At 43.8% G+C, this 26,283-nt stretch carries 22 protein-coding genes; 2 read left to right on the top strand and 20 right to left on the bottom strand.

The window, feature by feature from the left end:
- Positions 1-119: 119 nt before the first annotated feature.
- From ABVF55_RS03415 to ABVF55_RS03350, 14 genes are all read right to left on the bottom strand, one after another.
- Positions 120-1,208, bottom strand: a complete 1,089-nt coding sequence (locus ABVF55_RS03415) for a DUF4352 domain-containing protein (RefSeq protein WP_445285537.1) — start codon at positions 1,206-1,208, stop codon at positions 120-122.
- A 154-nt stretch (positions 1,209-1,362) separates the two neighbouring features.
- Positions 1,363-2,274 (bottom strand): DMT family transporter, encoded by a 912-nt coding sequence (locus tag ABVF55_RS03410; protein WP_003013343.1) that lies wholly within the window; start codon positions 2,272-2,274, stop codon positions 1,363-1,365.
- Between the two features lie 94 nt (positions 2,275-2,368).
- Positions 2,369-3,412, bottom strand: coding sequence for a 2,3-butanediol dehydrogenase (locus ABVF55_RS03405; protein ID WP_320909790.1), 1,044 nt, complete (start codon positions 3,410-3,412; stop codon positions 2,369-2,371).
- A gap of 133 nt (positions 3,413-3,545) precedes the next feature.
- The gene (locus ABVF55_RS03400) at positions 3,546-3,929 is read right to left on the bottom strand and encodes a hypothetical protein (protein ID WP_445285536.1); all 384 of its coding nucleotides are present in this window, start codon (positions 3,927-3,929) and stop codon (positions 3,546-3,548) included.
- A 99-nt stretch (positions 3,930-4,028) separates the two neighbouring features.
- Positions 4,029-5,471 carry an Asp-tRNA(Asn)/Glu-tRNA(Gln) amidotransferase subunit GatB gene (gatB, locus tag ABVF55_RS03395; RefSeq protein ID WP_445285535.1) on the bottom strand — a complete coding sequence of 481 codons (1,443 nt, stop codon included), beginning with the start codon at positions 5,469-5,471 and terminating at the stop codon, positions 4,029-4,031.
- Positions 5,471-6,937 carry an Asp-tRNA(Asn)/Glu-tRNA(Gln) amidotransferase subunit GatA gene (gene gatA / locus ABVF55_RS03390; protein WP_445285534.1) on the bottom strand — a complete coding sequence of 489 codons (1,467 nt, stop codon included), beginning with the start codon at positions 6,935-6,937 and terminating at the stop codon, positions 5,471-5,473. The genes gatB and gatA overlap by 1 nt, the downstream gene beginning before the upstream one ends.
- On the bottom strand, positions 6,937-7,239 hold the full coding sequence (gatC, locus tag ABVF55_RS03385; RefSeq protein ID WP_002884769.1) for an Asp-tRNA(Asn)/Glu-tRNA(Gln) amidotransferase subunit GatC: 303 nt from the start codon (positions 7,237-7,239) through the stop codon (positions 6,937-6,939). Before gatC ends, gatA begins: the two co-directional genes overlap by 1 nt.
- A gap of 119 nt (positions 7,240-7,358) precedes the next feature.
- A complete protein-coding gene (locus ABVF55_RS03380; RefSeq protein ID WP_445285533.1) occupies positions 7,359-8,852 on the bottom strand; it encodes a glycosyltransferase in 1,494 nt (497 codons plus the stop codon).
- Entirely contained in the window at positions 8,849-10,132 is a 1,284-nt protein-coding gene (locus tag ABVF55_RS03375; RefSeq protein WP_445285532.1) for an accessory Sec system glycosyltransferase GtfB, read from the bottom strand. The genes ABVF55_RS03380 and ABVF55_RS03375 overlap by 4 nt, the downstream gene beginning before the upstream one ends.
- Before the next feature lie 26 nt (positions 10,133-10,158).
- Positions 10,159-11,046, bottom strand: a complete 888-nt coding sequence (locus tag ABVF55_RS03370) for a glycosyltransferase family 2 protein (RefSeq protein WP_445285531.1) — start codon at positions 11,044-11,046, stop codon at positions 10,159-10,161.
- On the bottom strand, positions 11,033-12,256 hold the full coding sequence (locus tag ABVF55_RS03365; protein WP_320909783.1) for a glycosyltransferase: 1,224 nt from the start codon (positions 12,254-12,256) through the stop codon (positions 11,033-11,035). Before ABVF55_RS03365 ends, ABVF55_RS03370 begins: the two co-directional genes overlap by 14 nt.
- Positions 12,257-12,367: 111 nt before the next feature.
- Entirely contained in the window at positions 12,368-12,946 is a 579-nt protein-coding gene (locus tag ABVF55_RS03360; RefSeq protein ID WP_045759798.1) for a cysteine hydrolase family protein, read from the bottom strand.
- A complete protein-coding gene (gene codY / locus ABVF55_RS03355; RefSeq protein WP_024054997.1) occupies positions 12,946-13,734 on the bottom strand; it encodes a GTP-sensing pleiotropic transcriptional regulator CodY in 789 nt (262 codons plus the stop codon). The genes ABVF55_RS03360 and codY overlap by 1 nt, the downstream gene beginning before the upstream one ends.
- 187 nt (positions 13,735-13,921) lie before the next feature.
- Positions 13,922-15,136 carry a pyridoxal phosphate-dependent aminotransferase gene (locus tag ABVF55_RS03350; RefSeq protein WP_021153766.1) on the bottom strand — a complete coding sequence of 405 codons (1,215 nt, stop codon included), beginning with the start codon at positions 15,134-15,136 and terminating at the stop codon, positions 13,922-13,924.
- Between the two features lie 207 nt (positions 15,137-15,343).
- Here ABVF55_RS03350 and ABVF55_RS03345 point away from each other — a divergent pair, with 207 nt between their 5' ends.
- Complete coding sequence (locus ABVF55_RS03345; protein WP_003008541.1) at positions 15,344-15,796, top strand: universal stress protein; 453 nt, start codon at positions 15,344-15,346, stop codon at positions 15,794-15,796.
- A gap of 455 nt (positions 15,797-16,251) precedes the next feature.
- Here ABVF55_RS03345 and ABVF55_RS03340 read toward each other — a convergent pair whose 3' ends face one another.
- Positions 16,252-17,652: a Cof-type HAD-IIB family hydrolase gene (locus ABVF55_RS03340; protein ID WP_320909782.1), complete on the bottom strand. Its 1,401-nt coding sequence runs from the start codon at positions 17,650-17,652 to the stop codon at positions 16,252-16,254.
- 62 nt (positions 17,653-17,714) lie between these two features.
- Here ABVF55_RS03340 and ABVF55_RS03335 point away from each other — a divergent pair, with 62 nt between their 5' ends.
- On the top strand, positions 17,715-18,677 hold the full coding sequence (locus tag ABVF55_RS03335; RefSeq protein ID WP_070449903.1) for an asparaginase: 963 nt from the start codon (positions 17,715-17,717) through the stop codon (positions 18,675-18,677).
- Positions 18,678-18,965: 288 nt separating this feature from the next.
- Here ABVF55_RS03335 and recG read toward each other — a convergent pair whose 3' ends face one another.
- From recG to secA, 5 genes are all read right to left on the bottom strand, one after another.
- Positions 18,966-20,981: an ATP-dependent DNA helicase RecG gene (gene recG / locus ABVF55_RS03330; protein WP_134974221.1), complete on the bottom strand. Its 2,016-nt coding sequence runs from the start codon at positions 20,979-20,981 to the stop codon at positions 18,966-18,968.
- A 60-nt stretch (positions 20,982-21,041) separates the two neighbouring features.
- Positions 21,042-22,154, bottom strand: coding sequence for an alanine racemase (alr, locus tag ABVF55_RS03325; protein ID WP_003005005.1), 1,113 nt, complete (start codon positions 22,152-22,154; stop codon positions 21,042-21,044).
- Complete coding sequence (gene acpS, locus ABVF55_RS03320; RefSeq protein ID WP_003005615.1) at positions 22,141-22,506, bottom strand: holo-ACP synthase; 366 nt, start codon at positions 22,504-22,506, stop codon at positions 22,141-22,143. The genes alr and acpS overlap by 14 nt, the downstream gene beginning before the upstream one ends.
- An 86-nt stretch (positions 22,507-22,592) precedes the next feature.
- Positions 22,593-23,621, bottom strand: coding sequence for a 3-deoxy-7-phosphoheptulonate synthase (locus ABVF55_RS03315; RefSeq protein WP_445285530.1), 1,029 nt, complete (start codon positions 23,619-23,621; stop codon positions 22,593-22,595).
- A gap of 52 nt (positions 23,622-23,673) precedes the next feature.
- Entirely contained in the window at positions 23,674-26,193 is a 2,520-nt protein-coding gene (gene secA / locus ABVF55_RS03310; protein WP_021153773.1) for a preprotein translocase subunit SecA, read from the bottom strand.
- Between the last annotated feature and the right edge of the window lie 90 nt (positions 26,194-26,283).

Genomic DNA, 26,283 nt, shown 5'->3' with positions numbered 1-26,283 from the left:
AATTATTTTATCACTAATAGGCGTTTCCGTCTAATTCCTGTTTCTTGGGTTTTGATATAGTTTCAAACTATAGATAAAAACACTCCTAGATTCATGTCCTAGGAGTGCCAACTTCAGCATTAAGAAAGATTTCCCTCGAATTTTTCCATAAAGCTATCACTATTGTAGGCTTTTTCTACTTCCCATTTGCCATCTTTCTTAACAAAGGTCAACTGGTAGTCGTATCGATCCGGCGTCGTCAAGGGGCGATCTGCAAGAGAAGCCATCATTTCCTCTCTATAGGCTTTGTTTTGAGCCTGATTTGCCTCGATGATACCTGGATAGTCTTTTCGATGTTCTTGATAGAAGGTCTGCATGTGGTTTAAAATCGTCTTTTCCATGCTGACTGTCTCAGGATTCAGGCTAATAACCACCTTGTCTGGGAGGTATTGTTTAACCTTATAGGTTAATTTTGCACGCTTAGCATTTTCCTTTTCATAAGCATCGATAAACTGGTTCACTTCTTCTTCAGAGAATTGGTAATCATGTAGTTTACGAGTAAAGTCAGCCGCAAATTTCGCACGGAAATCACTGGCTTCCTTTTTCAAATCAGTTCCCAAAACAAAAGCGTCATCCTTTTTGACCCTTCGTTGGCCACTGAAGTAAACTTGATTGATGTATTCATCTGCTAGAATAGTGGAAGCTTCCACCTTATCCTCATACTGAGAAGAATCCACCGCAAATTTTAAAGGCTTGGATTTTTTATCAGAGCTATAGGTTTTTCGTTCATACTGCACTTCGTACTTCTTGCCTTTTTCGACTGGAAAAACGATATAGCCGGTTAATTTTTTATCCTGGGCCAACTGATCACTCTTGAGCAGTTGGAAGGCTTCACTTTGGTCATAAATTCCTGACTGCAATTTGACCTTGTTATTATCTGCATCGTAAATGGTGATATCTGAATCTGACACGTTGATAGATTCTTTGGCAACATTTTTAAATTCTAATTGAAGGGCTAAATAGGTTCCGTCTTCTGAGTCATTGAGGACAGGTGGTTTGATGTATTGTCCTCCTTTTAAACTCACCTCGACTTGACCGTCAGATGCCGAGCTTTTCGCTGCTTTTTCTGTCTTTGCTTGCTGCGAATTTGTCTTTTGAGCAGTAGTTCCACAAGCCGCTAAACTCAAGGTCGCTACAGCAAATAGGGTCCATTTAAAAATCTTTTTCATCCTCATCTCCTTAAAAAAGTTTTGTTCTATTTTAACATCTTTTTCTATCTATGTATACGCTATATAGTGATAACTCTCCCTCAGAGGGCGAGGATCACAAAAAGGCCAAGACCTTCGTCTCAACCTTTTAACTGAAAAATAATTGATCTTGGTTTCACAAGATTCCTTTTTCTTTTTGAATCATGAAATCCTTGAGGGAAATCAAGAGAACTGCAAGGAGGATCATGGCCATCCCAATCACATCAACCATAAAAAAATGCTCCTTCATAATGACAAAGGCAAAGAAAACTGCCGAAACAGGCTCAAAGGACGCCAGCAAGCTTCCTTTAACGGCTCCTACCAAAGAGGTTCCTTTCAGAAAGGCTGTATAGGCAAAAATCGTCCCAATCACCACCAAGCCAAAAAGGGCCATCCAGGTATCGAGTCTGTAGTTTCCAGAAGAAGAGAGAAGACCACTAAAAGGGAGCATTAGGATTCCTGGAATAGTCATCCCAACTCCAATCACCAGCATGCTTCCCCATTTTTGAATTAAGTTCAGAGGTAGAATGATGTAAAGGGCATAGGCAAATGCTGACACCACTCCCCAAGCCAAACCTTTGGGATTGATGGCCAATTGATTGAGTTGACCATGGGTTGCTATTAAGAATGTGCCACCAATCGCTAGAAGCATCGAAAACACTTCTGCTAGTGTAGGGGCCACCTTATCCATGATACAGGTATAGGCTAAAATTCCCACTGGACAGAGATACTGTAACACCGTAGCAGTCCCAGCATTGGTTTCAGCAATCGCCTCTAAATAGGTCAACTGAGTCAATAACAATCCTAAAAAGGCAAAAATAAGAAGGGGAAGGTAGGAAGATTTATCTTTGGCAAAGGCCAAAAACTTCTCCTTATCTGCAACGTAGGAAAGAAGAATAAGGACAATTCCAGAAAAAAGCAAACGGAGATTTGTTAACTCAATAGCCGAAAATCCATGAACCATTAAATATTGCCCGCTAACTCCGGATAGTCCCCAAGCGATCCCAGCGATCAAGGTCATGAGTGTTCCTTTCATCGTCTTTGACATAGTCCCCTCCTAAATCTGTTCCTTACTTTTATTGTATCATAAAAGGCCGAAACGAAACGTTTCAGCCTCATATATTTCATATAAATTTATTTGCTTATTCAGGTTGAACCAAGATCTTGATTTGAGATTTATCTTGTGTTAATTCAACAAATCCTTCTTCAACGATATTTTCCAATTTGATTTTCTTAGTAACCAATTTCTCAGCAGAGAAGTAGCCTTGTTCCATCAATTCCAAGACTTTAGGGAAGATGTGACGGTAGGCAATAATTCCTTTGAGGGATTTTTCTTGAATAGCGAATTCATTTGGATTGATGCTAGCTTCACGTTCCCAGATAGATACGACCATACATTCCCCAGCTTTATGAACAGCTGCCAAGGCTTGACCTAAAACAACTGGAACCCCAGTAACTTCATAAGAAACATCTGCTCCACCACCTGTTAAACGATGGATCGCTTCAACGATTGATTCACCTTCTTTTGGACGAACCACAATGGCACCCAATTCTTCAGCCTTAGCTTGGCGTTCAGGAGACAATTCAACCGCATAGATTTTTGATGCTCCTGCTGCACGAAGGGCTTCAACAATCAAAAGACCAATTGGGCCCAAACCAAAGATAACAGCTGTATCTCCAGTTTTCAAAGCAGATTGACGAACGGCATACACAGCAACCGCAGCAGGTTCTGTAAGAGCGGCTTGTTCATAGCTCAAGCTATCTGGAATCACATGGACAAGATCACCATCAAGAACACAATATTTAGCAAAACCACCATCTGCAGCGAGTCCGACAAAGTTCAAGTTTGGATCGAGGTTATAATCACCAATTAAGTTGTGCTCTGCAAGAATTGGTTCGATAGTGACACGATCGCCAACTTTGACACGAGTCACATCACTTCCGACTTCTACAATTTCACCAGAGAATTCATGTCCCAAAGTAACCGGTGCTTTTTGACCAGAATACACATGTTCTTCAGTTGGGATGAAGATCGGTCCATCCAAATATTCATGCAAGTCCGTACCACAGATCCCTGTGAACTTAACTGCCACTTTTACTTGATGTGGTTGTACTTCAGGTACTTCCACTTCTTCGATACGAACGTCTTTTGCTGCATGCCAGCGAGCTGCTTTCATAGTAGCCATATGATGATCTCCTTGTTTTCACCTTTTTTGTTTTCTTTTCAGGAAACTTTATATTTAAAATTGTAAACGTTTTCCTTTTGTTTGTCAAGGAAAAACTGAAGATGAAAAAGAGCAGCCCTTTGACTGCTCCTTCTTATTTCTTCTTGATCCGAGAAGATTCCAATCTCCACCCAACAATCCAACCAAGGACTAGGAGATAATTTTCAAGCGCACCGATCCCATTGACCGGCAGATGATAGTGAAAATAACTGTAGAGATGATTGGTCCCGATCCCAAGCCCACCTAGGATCAAAGCCAATAGAACCGTCCGAAGATAAAACCAATCGTATTTGAGATTGACAGCAATCAGGATCACAAGGACCGCCACATTCCAAATCCCAATCTCCCACTGCCAACCGACAGAAATACCATATCCCGAATGACTTCCCATATAGGATGGAAAGAATAGCTGGAAGATAATCGCTCCAGTCATGGCGATGATAACCAGGACAAATAAGACTCTTAAAAATTTGTTCATGTAACTCCTCCTAATGCCAGTTGATATGTAATGGTCTTTCCTATTCTAACACAATTTTATGGATAGTAAAAACCAACCTCTCGGCTGGTTCTTTATCTATTACTCTTCTTTCAACTTCGCCAATTCTTGGGCAAGTAGTTTAAGAGCTACTTGTGGGTTGGCTTGGCCTTTGGTTGCTTTCATAAGGAAGCCTGTGAAGGCCTTGTCCGCATTCCGTTTGCCTGACTTGAAGTCAGCTACGGCTGCTTCATTGTCTGCAAAGACTTGGTGGATGATTGGTATCAAGACTTCAGGATCTGAAATCTGTACCAAGCCAGCTTTTTCGACGTATTCACGCGCACCGCCACCGTTTTTCGCCAAGTGAACGAAGACTTTCTTGGCAATCTTAGATGAAATGGTTCCATCTTCGATAATGGCAATCATTTCAACCAAGTTTTCTGGTGTCAATTGGATTTCTTCCAGCGTTTTGCCTTCTGCGTTCAAGAATTGTGCGACTTCACCTTGGAGCCAGTTAGACACTTGTTTAGCATCGCCACCAAGGGCTACAGCTGCTTCAAAGAAGTCAGAAGTAACTTTCGTCGCTGTCAATTGGTTGGCATCATAGTCAGACAAACCAAGCTCTGCCACATAGCGAGCCCGACGGTCTTTTGGAAACTCTGGCAACTCAGTACGCATTTCCTCGATCCACTCATCTGAGATTTCAAACAATGGAAGGTCTGGTTCTGGGAAGTAACGGTAATCCGCTGCTCCTTCTTTGACACGCATAAGAATCGTGCTCTTATTCGCTTCATCATAACGACGTGTTTCTTGACGAATGACCCCACCTGAACGCAAGATTTTCGCTTGGCGCTCCACTTCGTATTCAAGACCTTTACGGACGTTTGAGAAAGAGTTCAAGTTTTTCAACTCCGTCTTGGTACCAAATTCCTCTTGACCGTATGGGCGAAGGGAAATGTTGGCATCTACACGCATCGATCCTTCTTCCATTTTGACGTCTGAAATACCAGTGTATTGGATAACTTCTTTCAAAGCTGTCAAATAAGCGTAGGCTTCTTCTGGAGAACGCATATCTGCTTCAGATACAATCTCAATCAATGGCACCCCTTGACGGTTGAGGTCTACATAAGAGAAGCCATCTGTTCCGTGGGTGTTTTTACCGGCATCTTCTTCCAAGTGGGCTCGTTCAATCCCGATTTTCTTAGTTGAACCGTCTTCCAATTGCACTTCAATCCAACCGTTGTAACCGATTGGCTCGTCAAATTGCGAAATTTGGTAGGCCTTTGGATTATCAGGGTAGAAATAGTTCTTCCGGTCAAAGTGCATGTGCTGATGGATATCCATATTCAGCGCCAAAGCAGCCTTGATACCAGCATCCACAACACCCTTGTTCAAGGCAGGAAGCACCCCTGGGAAAGACCAGTCAATCACATTGGTATTGGCATTTTGCTCGTTCCCAAAGTGAGCAGAGGTTGGTGAGAAAATTTTTGAGTTTGTATTCAATTCAACGTGGACTTCAAGTCCGATGACTATTTCAAAGTTCATTAATTGTCACCTCCGAAAATAAGGGGTTGTTGCTTGTGGTAATCCGTCGTTGCTTCAAAGGCAGCTGCAGCTTGGTAGATGGTTTCTTCAGAATACTTCGGACCAATCAACTGCAAACCAACTGGAAGACCTTGCGCAAAACCTGCAGGAATCGAAATCCCTGGAAGACCTGCCAAGTTGACTGGAATGGTCAAGAGGTCAGCCAAGTACATGACAACCGGATCATGGTTGAGCGAATCCAAATCAAAGGCAACGCTTGGAGCTGTTGGACCAAGGATGAGGTCGTAATCCGCAAAGACTTTTTCGAAGTCTTGGATAATGAGGGTACGAACTTGACCTGCTTTCTTGTAGTAGGCATCGTAGTAACCAGATGACAAACTAAAGGTACCAAGCATGATCCGGCGTTTAACCTCATCACCAAAGCCTTGGCTACGAGTGTTCACGTAGATATCATCCAAGTTTTTAGCATCTTCCGCACGGAAACCATAGCGAATCCCATCGAAACGTTGCAAGTTTGAAGAAGCTTCAGATGAAGCGATGATGTAGTATACGGCAACTCCGTATTTAGAATGAGGCAAGCTGACTTCTTCGACAGTTGCTCCCAATTTTTCAAAGTGTTTGGCCGCTTTAAGGATGGTTTCTTTGACTTCTGGGTCAATCCCTTCCCCAAGGTATTCCTTCGGAAGGGCAATCTTCATGCCTTTAATGTCTTGACCAATCTTAGAAATATAGTCTGCTACGCGCACTGGCGCTGAAGTTGAATCTTTATCATCTTCACTGGCAATAACATTAAGCAAGAGCGCATTTTCCTTAACCGTTGGTGCAAACGGCCCAATTTGGTCGAGTGAGCTACCAAAAGCAATGAGACCAAAACGGGAAACTGTTCCATAAGTTGGTTTGAGACCAACAATCCCATTAAAAGCAGCCGGTTGACGGATAGAACCACCTGTATCTGAACCAAGGGACAAACGGACTTGACCTGAAGCGACAGAAGCTGCTGAACCACTAGAAGATCCACCAGGCACCTTGCTGTGGTCCCATGCATTCTTGGTTGGTCCATAGTAAGAAGTTTCACCAGATCCACCCATGGCAAATTCATCCATGTTGGTCTTTCCGATGACAATCATATCTTTGGCTTTGGCATTGGCAACCGCTGTCGCATCAAAGATTGGCTCGTAGTTATAGAGCATTTTTGAAGCCGCAGTTGTCAAGATACCATCTGTTGAGATATTGTCTTTGACAGCGAGTGGAATCCCTGACAGGAGGTTGTCTGCATCGATTCCTTTTTCATCAATGGCCTTGGCTTGTGCAAGAGCTGCTTCTTCGGCTACCGTTACAAAGGCATTAACCGCTTCTTCACGCGCCTTGATATCTTCAAGCGTAGCTTGTGTCAATTCGGTTGCCGAAATTTCCTTAGAGACAAGGAGGTCGTGCAACTCTTCAATGGTTTTATGGTTGAATGACATTAGGCATCTCCTCCATCTTCTAGGATAGCTGGTACCTTGATGTAGTAGTTATCTTTTTCAGGTACATTTTTAAACAAGCGGTCTCGGTCAGTCCCTTTTTCAGCAACATCCGGACGCAATACAGTCTTACGATCCGCCATGGTCGTTGTTGGAGCAACGCCTGTTGTGTCCACTTCTTCCAACAATTCCACCATGTCGACAATTTTAGACAAGGTTGTCGCAAACTCAGCTGTCTCTTCTGGAGAGAATTTCAATTTTGAAAGATTGGCAACGTGGGTTACCTCTTCTTGCGTTATTTTCATCTTGCTTCCTTTCGTGAAATGATGATTTTTCAATACCCTCTATTTTACCATAATTTAGCCCAATTTGCTTGCCTTAGAAAAAATCTGTAGGACTTTTTTGTCGCTACAGATTCTTCATTTTATATTTCTTTTCCGCCGAATTGCCCCATCTCCATTAGAGTCTCTTTCCAGACTTCCTGGACCTTAGAAGCGAGGTAAGAAGAGGCCAAGTCATAAGAAGCCTGATGGAATGGAGTGAGGTCGCTTTCAAAGAGCTGGACCAGCTTGTCTGCCAACTCTTTCACCAACTCTTCTTCTGGCACTGTCTCGCTATAAGGTACCAAAAAGCCATTTTCACCCTCTTTTATAAAAGTTGGATTACCATAACGGGCATCAAAGCCCAGCAAGGCCAAACCTGCTCCAGCCGCCTCCATCAAAGTCAAACCAAAGGTCTCCCACTGAGAAGTGGTGAGGTAGGCTTGGTAGCAAGGATAGATCTGCTGAAGATCCGCATGACCGCGTAGGTGAATATAATCTTGTGCTGCAAGCTCCTGAATCAGGTGGCGCAAGTTGTCCGCTTCTCCACCCTTCCCATAAATATCAAACTGAAGGGCTGGGAGTTTTTCATGAGCTTGGGCCACTACTCGAATAGCCAAATCGATGCGTTTCCTTGGATCCAAACGGGAAGCTGTGAGCACACTAAAGGGAGGTCGATCTCCTTGTGATTCTGTCAATTCTTCTAGATGCCCAACCGGAATGCTATAGATTGGAATTTCTTGGCATCCTTGTTTAGCAAGTGTCTGCTCCAAGACTTCTTTTTGAAGATCCGTTGCCGTGATGAAATAATCGAAGCGTTTGGCATACTTGAACACATAATAATACTCATAGTTGAGATGGCCATTTTCAAATTCATGCTCCGAATGAAACACCATGGCGAGCTTTGAAGGAGCCACTTGCTCCAACAAAGGGCGGGCAAAATCCATGCGCGAAGCCCGATCAAGCAGAATCAGATCCCCTTCTTTTAGCGACAGCTGCGACAAAAAACGTCTCATCACTTCTGTATGGTTGGTCAAAATCTCAGGCCCCAGTTTATAGAGCCAACTTCCACCTAACCTCGATTCTTCAAAAGCGATAGTTCCATCTTGATTGTGATAGGTCCGTCTGACAACACTACCATACTGAAAATACTCGGTAGCGAGTTTACAAGCTCCATAATACTCTCGCTTGATTCTATTTCCAGCCAAAAGATAGTCTACATAGCGGACACAGTTTGGATGATAGGGATCCAGATGAAAGGTCAAGGCGTTTCCATCCGCAAATTGGTAGCGAATGACTCTTTCCTTTTTTTCAACAACATCCAGACGAGTCAGTTGAAACTCCATTTGCAAGGCTCCTACCGTCTTTTGAGGGACCGTAGTCTGTTGATCCGTAAAAGCTAAATGGGCAAAAAGCAACTCCTCATCCCGGTGCCCCAAAGAGAGGTAATAGGATAATTTTTCTGGAGTGGGCCAAGTGGTAAAGACAAACTTCGCTGCCACTCCCAGACCCCGGAGCATCTTTGCCCGAGAGGCTTGTGCAACATCGACTCCATTGGGTTCAAATCCCACTAATAGATTAAAGGTATAAATGGTCATGCTGTCCCTCCCTCTAATCGCTTAAACAGCTCTTCCAAAGCTTCTTTTTCAGGCAATTTCAAGATTCGTGCCTGCTCTCTTACCAATTCTTTGTAGGTCTCTGGCTGCTGGAGCAAGGTATCTAGTTGCTGTTCCATTTCTTCGACTGTCTCAGTGATCGTGCTCAAGTTTTTATAGGCTTCCTGATGCACGGTAGTCTTCAAACCAAACAAGACCTGCCCATTTTCAAGAGCATGAAGGCTACTGCTCCATACTTCTTCTCCTCGGTTGCAATCCAGATAAATGGAGCAGCTGGATAATAAGTCCTCATATTTATCCAGCGAAATCCCTGGATAGAGGCGCACATTGAAGCGAGTTACTAAGTCTGTTAATTTTGGCCCCATAGCCGTCAAGGCTGCAATGTGAAAGGTGACTTGTGGGAATTGATGGACCAGGCGAGATAAGCCTTCGACTTCTTGAGAAGCCGTCATGACCAGGGCTTCTGGTTGAAAACTTTCCTGCTCCACATCTACCAACCCTGACAAGGCTGTGATCCCGTCTGTTTTCTCCCTCAACAAACCATCTTCTACCAACAAAATCTGACTGACTTGTTCTTTGGTCTCGTCTAGATCACGAGCGTCATTGGCACAGTAGGCGAGTCTTTCCTTTGGTATCTTTTTCACAACATCTAGAAATGCCTTGTCCAGTAAAAGAATAGCTTCATCTTCCGGAAAAACTTGTTCTAGAACAGCTCTTTGCAGCTCTTCCTTACTGGCATACAGGCGATCCCGTCCCTTAGGAGTTTGAAGTAAAAAGGTTCCTTGCGAGACAAAGTGAAGCAAAACTTCTTCTTGCTGACGGTTCAAATAAATGTCTAAATAGGGTTGGCCAGCTTCCGTAAGGAGACTCTGTTTGCTTCTCCAGCCATAGCGGTTGTAGACATCAATGGATACGATCTCTTCTCCCTGACCAAACCATTCCACTCTGTCAACCGTTCGTGACAAGATATCCTCTCGCAAAACCACGTTGGCACGACGTTCCTCCCCATCAAAAAGATAGGTCGTGATCCCTAGTGTCCAACATTCCCATAATTCTGGAACTGTTAGATCATTGAAAAATAAAGGTTTTCCAATTTTTGATACTGGGTCTTTTTGGGTAAAAAAGGTCGCAAGACTCTCTGTCTGTTGATCTAAATCTGTTTCCAGATTGGTCACAAATACTCGGTAGGGCTGGCTAAGTTTGTTCAAGTATTTTTGCAAACGATCCAGCTCTCTGGTCTGCTCTGATGCAATAATGAACATGCTGATCCTTTCTCATCAATAAGGGGTTAGTCCATCGTTTCAACAAAACGGAGGTTGGTCACCACGCGCTCATAGGTTTCTGACCCTTGTAAGCCTGCTTCCTCTAATTTTTCAAGAGCCCGTTTCAACCGTGTTTTATAGATATAGCGATGCCAAGTCAAATCATAGCCCAACATCCCCAGTAGAGCCAACTTCTCCTGCTTAGCTTCCATCTCATCGACGACTCGCTTTTCGGTCCAAACCTGGGACAGAGTATCTGCACGCCCCACGCGATACCAATAAATACATTTCTCCGTATGAACTACTCGATGGGCTTTTAAGAAGAGCTTGTACATCAGGAAGTTGTCTTCAACATTTTTTCCGACTGGAAAACGAAGCCCTTCAAATAAGCTACGCTTATAGAGCTTCATCATGGCACAAGCCCAGGCCATATCTCTGGTCTCCTGGATGGCATCGTGGTCCATGATCTCTCTCCCCTCATAAAGAGTCTCTGAATAATCATCATCCGTTACCTTGATCAAGTATTTGCTACTACTGTCATCATAGAGGTTATAGTTGGCTACGGAAACATCCGCATTATACTTTTGAAGTTGGCGATAGAGCACTTCTACATAGTCCTCCGTCACCCAGTCATCTGGATCAATAAAGGTGAGGTAATCCCCAGTCGCTAGCTCAATCCCTGTATTCCGAGCAGCAGATAAGCCCCCATTTTCTTGGCGAACGTAGCGGATGCGCGCATCCTTCCTAAAAAATTCTTTACAGATCTCTTCTGACTGGTCTGGCGAACCATCATTGACCAATATGATTTCTAAATGTGGGTAAGTCTGATAGATAACCGTTTCCAAACATTGTCTCAAATAAGCTTCTACATTATAGATGGGAATGATGATACTCACTACTTCATTTGTTTCCATGCTTCTTCTCATTTCTCTTTAAATAATCGCGAATCGCTGCCACCATCTCCTGCACCTGATCATCCGCAAATACTTGATTCTCTCCATTCTCCACATGATTGGTTCCTTCAAAAGAGAAAATCGGTAAGCCCAATTGCTGGATCGTTTGCGTCATCTGATCCACCTCATCATAAGGATTGATATCCAAATAGAAATCCAATTTTTCTAAGACCTTTCGACTGGTCAAGGGATCAAAAGAGGGATAAAGAAAGAGGTTGGGGTAGCGTTCCAATTGCACCAAATTAAAACCAAAATGGCTATGGGCAAGGACATGAATCGCTACTTCTGGCAACTCTTTTAACAACGTCTCCAACTCGTGGATATCTGCTGTATGGGTATAAATGGCAGCATGATAAGGAAATTCTCCCACTAGGTCTTGATAGGTTTGCTTCAAAATCGGTTTTCGAAGCAAAATTTCCTCCCAAGAGAGGGCATAGTAAAACCACCATTGTTCCCGAAAACGATTGAAGCGTTTGGAGGTCCAAGGTTTATTATGAGAGGTGTAGTGAATGACCGCTGGAATCCCTTGAAAGGCATCGTACCAGTCTAGATCTCCATAGAGGTATTGATCCTTATCAGACCCCACTTGTAAATTATAGGTCCAAGGTAATGGAAACCACGCATCTTTGAAATACAGATTCAAAATTCCTTGATCTCCATAAACATGCTGATGGTGTTCACGAGTAAGATCAAAAAGCGCCTCTGTCACTTGGTGCTCTTGCCACCAAATCTCATCAATCACCAAAAGTCCAGCATTAAATCCATCTGTCGTCGTTGGCTTATCTACCACTGCACCCAGTCCATAACCTTTTAGATCGACCTCAAACAAAGGCGATAAATCCTGTGTAAAGATCATGTCACAATCCAGATAGAGAATCCGCTCTTCCTCCACCATCTCTGGAATAGCGTAACGGAAATAGGTCGCATAGTGAATATGGTCACTTGGAAGCGAGAAGGATTGGAATTGCTCGGGAGACATCCGACAATTGATCACTTCTGAATCCAACTGGCGCAAGCGTTGATTCATAATAGTAAACCACTCAGTTGGTAGATCTTCATTTAAGACGTAAATTTTCAACTGGTCCTGATGGGCACACAGTGACTTCATAGCGGTTTCCAACTTTTCCATATAAGACAGATTGGCTGAAAACACGACAGCTTTTTTACTCATAACTTCCCCTTTTTTCTTTCATTAGAATACCATTTTCAAGAGAGGAAAACAATTTCTAGGCCCGAAAAAGAGGCCTAGACAAATGTCTATGACCTCTTTCACAATCTTTTCTTATTTAGTATCTAATACAGCTAGTGCGCCGTCTACCAAGCTTGCCCCTAAGACATGCTTGAAATGATTTAAGGCAAACTGGTGATTTTCAGGAGTGAGCGACGCCACTGCAGGTTCCACGACTTCGATCTGGTAGCCGAGATTGTAGGCATCCACCGCTGTATGAAGGACACAGATATCAGTCAAGACCCCAGTTAAAATGACGGTATCTACATGGCGTTCCCGCAGGCGGATATCTAGGTCCGTTCCTGAAAAAGCAGAATAATGACGTTTGTCCATCCAAAAGACGCGTGGATCCGCTTTGTGCTCCCGATAAAAATCTGCTAAAGGGCCGTACAAATCCCGTCCGCTGGTCCCAATGATATTATGAGGTGGGAAGAGCTTGCTTTCAGGATGAAATGGATCCTCTACATCATGCGCATCAATGGCAAAAAAGACATAGGCTCCTTGGTCAAAGGCCAATTGGGTCACCTGAGCAATGGTCTCAGAAATGGCTTGGGCAGGAGCACCTGCCGTAAGCTTACCATCATCTGCTACGAAATCGACAGTGTAGTCAATTGAAATCAAGGCTTTAGTCATTAGTAATCTCTTTTCTTAATTTCCTCAAAGATATCTGGAATCAACACTTTGAGATAGGTTCCCTTCATTCCAAGAGAACGGCTTTCAATAATACCAGCTGACTCCAATTTCCGGAGTGCATTGACAATCACAGAGCGGGTGATACCAATCCGATCTGCAATGATAGAAGCAGTCAACTGTCCCTCATTTCCTTTCAATTCACTAAGGATGGCAGAAACAGCACGCAATTCAGAGTAAGACAAGGTATTAACAGCCATATTCACCGCTGTCCGACGACGAATATTCTTCTCGTCTTCCTCGCGTTGGTAGTTCAACATTTGAATCCCTACCACGGTACTCGCAATCTCAACCAAGATCAAATCATCATCCGCAAACTGTTTATCATTGCGCCAAATGATCAAGGAGCCCAACCGAATCCCAGAAACATGAATAGGCGCAATGGTCGTCAAGCCATCAGGAAATTCAGACTTGGTTTCGACCGGAAAGATACTCAAATCATGGTCCACATCTAAATTAGCTTCTGTATCGTAGACCAAACTAGCTGCCTTGGCATAATCTTCTGGTAATTTTTTATTTTGAAAGAAAGCTTCTACCCGGTCATTGTTGGTCTTGTAACGCATGAAATAACCAAGAAGGGTTCCCTTGCTATTAATGATACAGGCATTACAGTGGATAATATCCGCTAATTGCTGGGCAATATCATTATAAGGCATCTCGAACTGCAACTGTTCATCAGTCCGTTTCAAGATGGATGTAATTTTACGTGTCTTTTCTAATAAGTTTGCCATAATAAACCTCGCATATAGTCAGCTCAAGTATATCATATAAGTGTGGGAATTTCAATCAAATTATCTGAAAATTATTTATTTTTTCTACAATTATGCGCAATTCAGAAAAATATCGTTTCGATGACATGGATTTTATAAAATGAATCAAAAAAAGATTGAAGACTTTCCTCTTCAATCCTTTATCTAATTAACGTTTGTATTGCTTCAAGAAACGAGTCATTTTTTCTTGAATTTGAGCTAACTCATCGACACGTGGAAGGTAAACGATCCGGAAGTGATCTGGATCTTTCCAGTTAAATCCACGGCCATGAACCAAGAGAATTTTTTCTTGCTTCAAGAACTCTAAAACAAATTGCTCGTCATCATCCACGCGGTACATGTCCCGATCAATCTTAGGGAAGATATAGAGACCAGCCTTTGGCTTAACAGCTGAGAGGCCTGGAATATCATTGATGGCCTTGTAGATAAAATTGCGTTGTTCATAGATTCGACCACCTGGAAGCAAGAGTTCATCCACGGATTGGTAGCCTCCCAGAGAGGTTTGCACAACATGTTGAGACAAAACATTTGAACAAAGACGCATATTGGACAACATATTCAAGCCTTCGATATAGCCCTTCACATGATGCTTGGGACCAGATAGAACCATCCAACCAACACGGAAACCGGCAATCCGGTGAGATTTTGACAAGCCATTCATACTCACACAGAAGAGATCAGGCGCTAAGCTTGCGATAGCCGTGTGTTTTTCCCCATCCATGACCAAACGATCGTAAATTTCATCCGCAAAGATGATCAAGTTATTTTGACGAGCGATCTCTACAATCTCAAGCAGGATCTCATCTGGATAGAGGGCACCTGTTGGGTTATTCGGGTTGATGACAACAATAGCCTTAGTGTTTGAAGTGATTTTCGACTTGATATCCTCGATATCTGGGTACCAGTTCGCTTCTTCATCACAAAGATAGTGAACCGCATTCCCACCAGCTAGGCTGACGGCTGCTGTCCAAAGAGGATAGTCCGGCATGGGAACCAAGACCTCATCCCCATTGTCGAGCAGTCCTTGCATGGACATGACGATCAGCTCACTCACTCCATTCCCAAGGTAAATATCATCAATATCCACATTTGGAATTTTTTTCAACTGGCAGTACTGCATGATGGCCTTGCGGGCTGAAAAAATCCCTTTTGAATCTGAATAACCTTCACTATCACGCGCATTCATGATCAAATCATGGATAACTTCATCTGGAGCTGTAAAGCCAAATTCAGCAGGATTCCCTGTATTCAAACGTAGAATTTTTTCTCCATTTGCTCGCATGCGCATGGCTTCTTCCAAGACTGGACCACGAATATCGTAAGCGACATGTTCGAGTTTGCTTGATTTATTATATTCCTTCATATTCTGCCTCGATTCACGAAATTATCTCTATTATACCACTAGTTGAAATAGAGTACAAACCGAGGACTTTAAAAATTCTGCAAAAATATACCAGAAAAGTGAGACTTTACCTTTACATTCTAGCTTAAAAGGAATAAAATATAAGTGTATGAAGAATAGAAGAACTTCTGTTCTATCCATGTTTTCAAGCTATAAGGAGGTAGGGTTATGTCTCAAAAATACGAAAACATCATGGTCGCTGTCGACGGTTCTCATGAAGCAGAATTAGCCTTTGAAAAAGGGGTTAATGTTTCTCTTCGCAACGGCTCTAAATTGACAATTGCCCACGTCATCGATACCCGTGCCCTTCAAAGCGTCTCAACTTTTGATGCTGAGGTCTACGAAGAATTGCAAGAAGAAGCCAACGAATTGCTCAAGGGCTACAAGGAACGTGCTGAAAAAGTCGGCGTTCAAAATGTTGTGACTGTTGTAGAAATGGGAAATCCAAAAGTCCTCTTAGCCAATGATATCCCAAGTAAAGAAGGGGTTGACCTTATTATGGTCGGGGCTACCGGACTCAATGCCTTCGAACGGTTAATGGTCGGATCCTCCTCAGAATATATCCTTCGCCACGCCAAAGTAGACTTACTAGTGGTACGTGATAAGGATAAAACCATGTAAGAAAGAAAAAGTTTGGAACCTTTGTTCCAAACTTTTTGAATGTAGACAAACTATTGTTTTACATAAAACAGCTAGATGATTTTCAAAAAATGACTTTTATTTTTTGAAGATTAAAAACTTTCCGCCGTGAGAAAAGTGCTAGAAAGGCTATTGTTTCTAGCACTCGGGAGTTTTGAGACCTTAGGCTCAAAACTAAGTCATGGAACTTCGTAGAAGTTCGCTGACGTCCGTACTCACCTAAGGAAAGTTTTTCAGAAGACTTTATCTTCAATCTGAAGAGGCTGGGACAAAAGTCCTAGCCTCTCAATTATTTTTGGATTGTCGAGCAAGACGCAGTGGTTGAGTGGGCTCTACTACGCTGATTTCATCAGCTTTTACAGCCCTACTCAACTGTGCGGAGGTGGGACGACGAAATCGAATTCTAACGAATTACCGATTTCTGTCCCACTCTCTTTTTAGTTGTCTTTTTTTGCTTCTTTTTGTTTTGCATGTTTTTCGTAGGCCTTGAGCTGGCGATCGAGTTCTTTTTTGATAGCTGGTTCCGGGGCGTATTTTTCTTCCCAATCATCTGGCTTCAGAATTTTGTGGGTTACTGGATCAAAGTGCGCCTTTCCATCTGGGAAAATCTTGCCCATATTGGCCCGGTGAACAATCTCAAAGACCTCTTCAGGATCGACTCCCATTAGTACAAAGCTACCATAAGTCAGATAGAGGGTATCAATCAAGGCATCAACCTGCCCTACCATGGAGATCTCAGCTGGATGCTTGCTCCGAACCTTATCTGCAGCCTTATCCAAGGCTTGGTGAAGAGCTGCTACCGAGCGGTCAAATTCTTCCTCACTTGTGCTAGCTGCTCGGACAAATTCTACCAACTCCTCTTGCTTGAACATGGTTCGATAAAGGGCGTCTTGAGGTTGCCAAACAACTGGTTTCTCCTGGGTTTCTCCATCCATCACACCATGGAAGGTTTTGACCTTATTGAAGTGATCATCCTTAGAAAGAAAGAGTTCTTTCTCTGAGAGAATACCAAAGTGTTGCAGGGCCTTTTGGATGCCATCCTTGCCATTACTAGTCGTGGTATGCTTGGCAATTGCCTTGACACTGGTCGTTCCATTTCCCATCGCAATAGACAAGCCAACACCTGACAGCATCTCTAAGTCATTATCCGAATCTCCAAAAGCCATCACTTCATCGATGTCAAAGCCAAATTCCTGACCAACGATGCGGATCCCTTCTAGTTTGGAAATGCCTGGGTTGAGGACGTCTGCTGCAAAAGGACTAGACCGTGTGAATTTCAGATCCGGAAACTCTTTTTCAATTTTTGCAGTCTCCTCTGGACTCGATAAGATCAACACTTGGTAGATTGGTTCTTGCGCTAGTGCATAGAGGGTATCCTGATCTTGTGGGACGACCTTGCTGACCACTTTGTTAAATCCTCGACTGACGGTACGGGCCATTTTGCGGGGCACAAAGCGACTGGACCAGGTTGAAATAGGACTCATCCCAAAACTCATGATCCGAGAACCAAATACCCCATCCTTGGTACCGAGAGCAATTTCCTTACGGTGTTCTCGAGCATAGTCAATTAGTTGGTGCAGACTCTTTTTATCGATTGGGCTGGTATACAACACGCGCTCCTTGGTCAAAATATACTGACCATTATAGGTCACAGCAAAATCAAAGCCATAGCGTTCCATAAAAGGTTTGACAAAGGCCGGTCCCCGCCCTGTCGCAAGACCTACATAGATTCCTTCTTCCTTTAAAGACTGAATGGCTTTTTCTGTTGATTTTAGGACCGCTCGACTATCATTGACCAAGGTTCCATCGATATCAAAAAAGACTGCTTTTATTTCCATGTCTACTGTTTCTTTCTTTTTATGATAAAATAAATTATATCACATATTCCAAGGAGCTTCACATGTTTAAGAAAATTTTAGCACTACATACCGGAGGGACCATTTCGATGGCGGCAGATGACTCTGGGGCAGTGATTACCAATGAAGTCAATCCCATGACCCAAGTTACTTCACCAATTGAAGGGATTGCAGTCACCTCAGAGGACTTCTTCAACCTTCCCAGCCCTCAAATGACTCCTCGTCACATGTTAGCCCTGTATCAAAAAATCAAAGAGGAAGCTCACAACTATGATGGCATCGTTATTACCCACGGGACAGATACGCTGGAAGAAACGGCTTATTTTTTGGATACCATGGAGTTACCAGAGATCGGTGTGGTCATTACAGGAGCTATGCGAAGCTCCAATGAGCTAGGAAGCGATGGCGTCTATAATTTTCTGACAGCCCTTCGAGTAGCTGCCGATCCAAAAGCACGTGATAAAGGGGTCTTAGTCGTCATGAATGATGAAATTCATGCGGCTAAGTACGTCACCAAAACCCACACCACCAATGTCAGTACCTTCCAGACACCAACCCACGGCCCACTAGGTTTGGTCATGAAAAAGGAAATCCTCTTCTTTAAAACTGCTGAGCCAAGGGTGCGCTTTGATCTCGATACCATCGATGGTTTTGTTCCGATCATTGCTACCTATGCAGGGATGAAAACCGATCTGCTGGACATGCTGGATCTTTCAAAGCTGGATGGCCTCATTATCGAAGCCTTTGGAGCAGGAAACATCCCTAAAGAAACGGCACATAAACTCCAAGAATTCATGGATGCAGGCCTTCCAATCGCTTTAGTATCCCGTTGCTTCAACGGGATCGCTGAACCCGTCTACGCGTATGAAGGAGGAGGCGTCCAGCTCCATCAAGCAGGTGTCTTTTTCATCAAAGAATTAAATGCCCCCAAAGCGCGCATCAAACTCCTCATCGCCCTCAATGCCGGCCTAAAAGGACAAGAACTCAAAGACTATATCGAAGGGTAAACTAAGATACAAAGCCCGTAAAATGCCAAGTGAAAATAGGAAATTGTCGCTGGGAGCGAAGCTCACAAGAGAATTTATCTTTTTCACACAGCATTTAGGGCGTGTTCAATTCGTGTAACGACAAGCACTATGGTGCCTTGCCGACACGACTCACTAACTCCTCAGGTGGATGGTATCGATCCACCTTCGTCCTGTCGCATTTCATCAAGATACAAAGCCCGTAAAATGCAATCTTAAAGGGAGTAGAGTGGAATCCAAAGAATTTCCACTCTACTCCCTTTTTTCCGTCTAGTCTAAATGTTCTTTCTTTTCTAAGTAAAGCGAGAGCAGATGCCAATCGGGGTGTTCGCGCCAATCTGGCGTGGCTACGATCTGGCTGGCAACTTTCCTTGCTTCTTCCAGAATGGGATAATCTTCTACCAAATCCGCGACTTGAAATTCTGGGATCCCAGATTGACGGGTTCCAAAGATTTCACCTGAACCCCGCATTTTCAAATCTTCTTCCGCCAGCACAAACCCATTGGTTGTCTCTGTCATGATTTTCATGCGCTGTTTGCCACTATCTGTCTTAGGATTGGCTACTAGAATAGCATAGGATTGCTTGTTTCCCCGACCAACCCGGCCTCGAAGCTGGTGAAGTTGGCTAAGTCCAAACCGATCTGCATCCATAATGACCATAACGGTTGCATTGGGTACGTTGACTCCTACTTCAATAACGGTCGTAGACACCAAAACATCGACTTGGTGCTCTTTAAAGGCCTGCATGATGGCATCTTTTTCTTCACTTTTCATCTTCCCGTGAAGCAGAGAAACGCGTGCTCGCTGCCCAAAGAAGGCCTCTAGCTCTTCTTGGAGGGCAAGGGCGTTTTTCAAATCTAGCGCCTCTGACTCCTCAATCAGTGGAGAAATAAAGTAAGCTTGAGAACCTTTGCCAAGTTCTTTGACTAACCAGTCGAGGACCACTTCTAACTGCTCATGCTTGACCCAACGTGTGATGATTTCCTTGCGTCCCGCAGGCATCTGGTCAATGATGGACACATCCATATCTCCAAAGGCTGTAATAGCCAAGGTCCGGGGAATAGGGGTAGCTGTCATCATCAGGACGTCTGGATTTTGTCCTTTTTCTCGAAGAATACGGCGCTGGGAAACCCCAAAACGGTGCTGTTCATCAATAATGACCAAGCCTAGATCTTGGTAGTGAACTCCCTCTTGAATCAAGGCATGTGTCCCCACAATCAGTTGGGCTGTTCCTGAGGCGATCTCTTCTAAGACTTCTCGTTTCTCAGCCGCCTTTAATCCTCCTGTTAGAAGGGCAATTGGCAAATCTGGAAAAAGATTTTGCAAGCTTTCCTTGTGTTGCTCTGCCAAAATCTCCGTTGGAACCATCAAGGCAGCTTGCTTCCCAGCGCTTAAGGCTGCATACATAGCAAGACCGGCCACGACTGTCTTCCCGCTTCCCACATCCCCTTGTAAGAGGCGGTTCATATGATAAGGAGAGGCCATATCTGTCAAGATTTCATTCAAGCTGTTTTCTTGAGCTTGCGTTAGCTCAAAAGGAAGCTGTTTTTTTCTGTCTGCTAATTTTTCTGGATTCCAGGCCAAGGAAATCCCTTGGCTGGCATCGTGGTTTTCTTCTTTTAGCACTTGGAGTTGCAGCTGGAAAAAGAGGAGCTCTTCAAATTTTACTCGGCGAAGAGCTTGCTTGTACTCTGCCAGATCCTTAGGAAAATGCATAGCTTGCACTGCTTGGGAACGAGACATAAGTTGATAACGATCTCGTAAGATGTGGGGTACATTCTCTTCTAAAAGCTGGTCCAAACCCTGGTCAAACGCTATTTTAATCAATTTCACCAGGCTGTTTTGGCTCACTCCTTGCGTCACTCGATAGACCGGCTGCAAATCATCTTCCACTTGAGCCAGGAGTTTCATCCCTGTCAAACTGCCTTTAGCCTTGTCCCATTTCCCAAAAATCGCCACAGTCTGCTGAACCTCGATTTTGTCTGCTAGATAGGGTTGGTTAAAAAAATTAACAGCAATCACTTGGTCTCCCTGTTTGATCGAAAAACGCAAGCGATTTCGTTTGTAGCCATAATATTGGACATTGGCTGGCGTTGCTACCACCCCAGAGATGACGGCTTTTTCCCCATCTTCCAACTCTAAAACATTGCGCGTTTTGAAGTCTTCATAGCGAAAAGGGAAATACAAGAGCAGATCTTCTAAGGTTTTAATCCCTAACTTTTTAAATTTTTCCGCCGATTTTGGACCGACTCCAGGCAGTACGGATAAGGGTTGGTGTAGATTCATTTCTCCTCCTTTCTTTTATAAAAAAGCAGGTCCATTCGGGAAAATCCCACCTGCTTCTTCTTATTCTTCACCTGTATAGTCACGAGGAATCCGATCACTCAAGAGACAGACCACTTCATAATTAATGGTCCCACGGTAATCTGCAACCTCTGTTGCCGTGATTTCTTTCTCGCCCTCTCGTCCAATCAGGGTAACCTTGGTCCCCAGAGGCAATTCTTCTGGAAGGCGAACAGTAATCTGGTCCATCGAAACGCGACCAACAATGGGACAAAACTCACCCTTGATCAGTACATGGAAATTTTGCATCTCTCGGATCCAGCCATCCGCATAGCCGATAGGAATCGTCCCGATCCATTGGGGTTCTTCTGTCGTATAGGTTGCTCCGTAGCCAATATCTTGACCAGCTTCTAACTGTTTCACATGAACTAACTCACTCACCAAACTCAAGGCTGGCTTAATTTCATAAGGCAAGGCTAGCACAGAACCGCTGGGATTCAAGCCATACATGACATCTCCCAAGCGCACAGCTGTGAAAATCGTATCCGCATGCCACAAAGAGGTGGCTGAATTACTCGCATGGACAATGGGAGGAAGGGTTTCAAGAGCAGCCAATACTTCTTTGAAAAACTGGTATTGCGCTTGGAATTTTCGATCATCTGCCTCATCTGCTGTCGCAAAATGAGTAAAGATTCCTTCAATTTCAGCTCCAGCTGCTATGAGAAGGCGTTCAGCTTCTTTGATCTCTTCGATCGTTCGGAATCCAATCCGCCCCATTCCAGAATCCACCTTGATATGGACCTTCAATCCTGAAAGATCTGCTTCTTGTCCAAGCAATTGAACCAACCAAGCAAGACTCGCCACCGTTAAGCGGATGTCATGCTCTTTGGCTAGATTCACTGTTTCACTCGGCACAACTCCCAAAATCAAAAGAGGGTGTTGCAAACCTTCTTCACGAATTTCAAGGGCTTCATCCATATTGGAAACACAAAAACCATCTACCTGAGGTGCCAATTTTTTGGTCACCGCAACGACCCCATGACCATAGGCATTGGCCTTGACGACTGCATATTTCAAGGCTTGACTCGGAATATGGTCACTGACTTGTTGCACATTAAAGGCAATGGCATCCAAATCGACTCTTGCAACAGTTGGTCTATGTTTACTTGCTTTCATTTTCTTCCTCCAAAATGACACTGGTCGACACTAGGTCTCCCTTATGACTGATCGAAATCCATACCTTCCCAGAAAAAGGAGACTTGGAAAAATAGGGTGCTCCGTGGGCATCATTTAAAATTTCTAAATCTTGAAAACCAACCGGTCCAATCCCTGTTCCCATTGCCTTTGAAAAGGCTTCTTTGGCGGACCATCGGCCCGTTAAATATTCCATTTTCCGTTTTCCAGACAATTCCTCAAAGCGCTCTCGCTCAGCCTCGGTTAAGACTTTTTCAGCGAATCGAGTATTCTTCTGATAGGCTTTTTCAATCGCAGCGATCGATTCGATATCGATGCCATGTCCTTTGATCATCTTGTTTTATCCTTATTTATCGTTTCAGTATCGTTTTACTGACAAAAGAGAAGAGGCTAAAGAATCACTCCTTCCGCCCCTGCCTTTTACTTATTCATCGTTGCAATTTCTTTGACCAAGGCCTGTGTTTTTTCCCAACCCAGGCAAGGGTCTGTGATGGATTGACCATAAACCACTGGTTCATTTTGACGGCCATCTTCTAGATAGGATTCAATCATGAAACCACGAACTAAAGTTGCCAAATCCTTGTTCCAAGCACGGTTCATCATGGTTTCTCTCACGATGCGTACTTGCTCTTCGAATTGTTTGCCAGAATTGTCATGGTTGGTATCCACCAGGATGAAGGGATGTTGCAAGCCCATTTCGCTATAGCGTTTTGCTGCCGCTAGCAAATCTTCATAATGGTAGTTTGGAATATTCTTACCACTTGCATCCAAGCCCCCACGAAGGATCGCATGGGCTAAAGGATTTCCTGATGTTTCCACTGCTTGGGCATTGAACAAAAAGTTTTGGGGATGTTGGGCTGCATAAATCGCATTGAACATGACAGAAAGATTTCCAGAGGTTGGATTCTTCATGCCTGTCGGAGCAGAGATCCCACTAGATACAAAGCGGTGCTCCTGGTCTTCAACTGAACGAGCTCCAATGGCATGATAAGAAATTAAATCCTCAACATAAGGAAGACTTGCTGGATAAAGCAACTCATCCGCAGTTGTCAAACCAGTCTCGGTAATCACACGGTAGTGGAGATGTCGGACTGCTTTCAAACCGTCCACAAAGCTTGGTGCTGCATGTGTATCTGGTTGGTGCATCAAGCCTTTATAGCCATCCCCATTGGTCCGAGGTTTAGCCGTATAGACCCGCATCACAATGAAAATTTGATCTTTCACTTGCTCTTGCAAGTCTGCCAAGCGACGGGCATACTCCATCACCGCTTCTTCATTATCAGAAGAACAAGGCCCGATCACAAGAAGAATCCGTTGGTCTTCTCCTTTGATAATCGCCTCTAACTCTCGATCACGCGCTTCTTTTCGCTCCAAGGCTGAACCTTCCAAGCGAAACAGCGAAGTGATCTCTTGCTCATCAATCTTATTGCTCTTCGTTATGAATACCATACGGCCTCCTTATGCTGCCTAGCCCCATCCTCTCTTGACTCAAGAGGGACTCTTAAAATTTACGTCCGTGACAGTTTTTGAATTTCTTACCTGAACCACAAGGGCACAAATCGTTGCGTTTCACTTGTGACAAGTCAATATCTGCTGGAATATCTTGTTGTTGCGCTGCAATGTTGCGAGTCGCAGTTGTTGAAATGCTGTGTTCCGTACGTGGACGTTCTTGTTCGTGAATTTGGGCTTTCATCATGAGACGAGTCACATCAAATTCAATCGATCCGATCATATCGTTAAACATACGGAAACTTTCTGATTGGTATTCTACCACTGGGTTATTTTGCGCATACCCACGGAGTCCAACCGCATTTCGCAATTGATCCAAGGCATCGATATGGTCTGTCCACTTGCTGTCCACCACACGAAGGATCAAGACTTTTTGGAATTCTTGCACAGACTCTTCGTCACGCAATTTCGCTACTTGACTAGCATAGATTTCTTCTGCACGTGCATACAAGTAATCGATAACTTCCTTGTCAGATTTTCCTTCAATATCGCTTGCAGAAATCGTATCTTCCGGAACCAAATTGTATTTGGCAAAGTTCAGAATCGCTTCAACGCGTTCTTCCTTGCTTGAGTGGCTAGCCCCTTCAACAATCCGTTTGATGGTCCGTTTGATCATGGCCTTGATTTCAGGTGCCAAGTCGCGGTTAGCTGTGATCACATCATAGCGTTCTGCATAGATGATCTCCCGTTGTTCCCGCATCACGTCATCGTATTGAAGGACTTGCTTACGAGTATCGTAGTTATTTCCTTCAACCCGTTTTTGTGCTCCCTCTACTTGGCGGGTAAACATGTTTGAACGGATCACCGATTCTTCTTCGCTCAACTTGAAGCGATCAAGCACTGCTTTGATCCGTTCTGAACCGAAACGACGCATCAACTCATCTTCAAGAGACAAGTAGAATTGAGATTCACCTGGGTCTCCTTGACGTCCGGAACGTCCACGAAGCTGGTTGTCGATCCGACGACTTTCATGACGCTCTGTCCCGATGACACACAGTCCACCGAGTTCGCGAACCCCTTCACCGAGCTTGATATCGGTACCACGTCCAGCCATGTTGGTCGCGATGGTAACAGCGCCACGTTGACCAGCATTCATAATGATTTGCGCTTCTTTGTAGTGGTTTTTCGCATTCAAGACTTCGTGAGGAACACCTGCTTGAACCAACAATTGAGAAAGGTAATCACTGGTTTCAACGGCAACGGTACCTACTAGGACTGGTTGACCTTTTTCATGACGAGACTTGACATCTTCCACAACAGCCTTGAATTTTGATTTCAAGCTTGGGTAGAGAAGGTCTGGATGGTCAATACGAGCAATCGGACGGTTGGTTGGAATTGGAATCACGCGAATGTTATAAATTTCACGGAATTCTTCTTCTTCAGTTTTCCCTGTCCCTGTCATCCCTGACAACTTCTTGTACATACGGAAGAGGTTTTGGTAAGTAATCGATGCAGATGTTTTGGTTTCTTCTTGAACTGGAACACCTTCTTTGGCTTCGATCGCTTGGTGAAGACCATCAGAATAGCGACGTCCTTCCATGGTCCGACCAGTAAATTGGTCAACGATCAAGATTTCTTGATCTTCGCTGACCACATAGTCGATATCCAAAATCATGATGTAGTTGGCACGAAGGGCATTGTCGATAAAGTGAGTCAAAGCTACGTTTTCAATATCGTACAAGTTTTCAAGATTAAAGTAGCTTTCTGCCTTATCGATTCCTGAATCAGACAAACCGATGGTTTTAGATGGGACATCGATAATGTAATCGTCCTCTGTCAAGGTCTTCACATAAGCATCCGCCATGTGGTAGAGCTGGCTCGTATCAGAAGCTGTCTGACCAGAAACGATCAATGGAGTACGGGCTTCGTCAATCAAGATGGAGTCTACCTCATCGACCAAGGCATAGTTCAATGGACGTTGAACCATGTTTTCTGCGCGCACAACCATGTTGTCACGCAAGTAGTCAAACCCGATCTCTGAGTTGGTTGAGTAAGTGATATCACAGAGGTAAGCTTCTTTTTTCTCAGCTGGAGATTTTGCTGCAAGGTTGATCCCTACTGAAAGACCAAGCCATGAGTAAAGTTCTCCCATCTCTGTTGCATCCCGCTCGGTCAAGTATTCATTGACGGTAACAACGTGTACCCCTTTGCCAGACAAGGCATTCAAGTATACCGGCATGGTGGCTGTCAGGGTTTTTCCTTCCCCTGTACGCATCTCTGGAACGTCACCATGGTGAAGGACGATTCCCCCCATGACCTGAACCTTGTATGGGAACAAACCAAGAACCCGTTTTGCAGCTTCACGAACAACTGCAAAAGCCTCGTACAAGAGATCATCCAAAGACTCACCATCTTGGTAGCGTTGCTTAAACTCAACTGTTTTCGCTTTTAATTCGTCATCCGTCAAAGCTGCCATTTGGTCTTCATAAGAAAAGACCTTGTCAGCCATTTTTTCAAGGCGTTTGATTTCGCCTCGATCATTTTCAATAATTGTTTTTAATAAATTTGCCATTTTTTTCCTTACTTTGAATTTTTCAAAATCTAAAATGTTCTTTTTATTCTAGCATTTTTTAAACATTTTTTCAAGATCAAGGCTGTATCT

The organism is Streptococcus sp. KHUD_012 (assembly GCF_052588255.1).
Note: the sequence above shows the minus strand (reverse complement) of the source record. Positions and strands in the feature narration are given on the sequence as shown.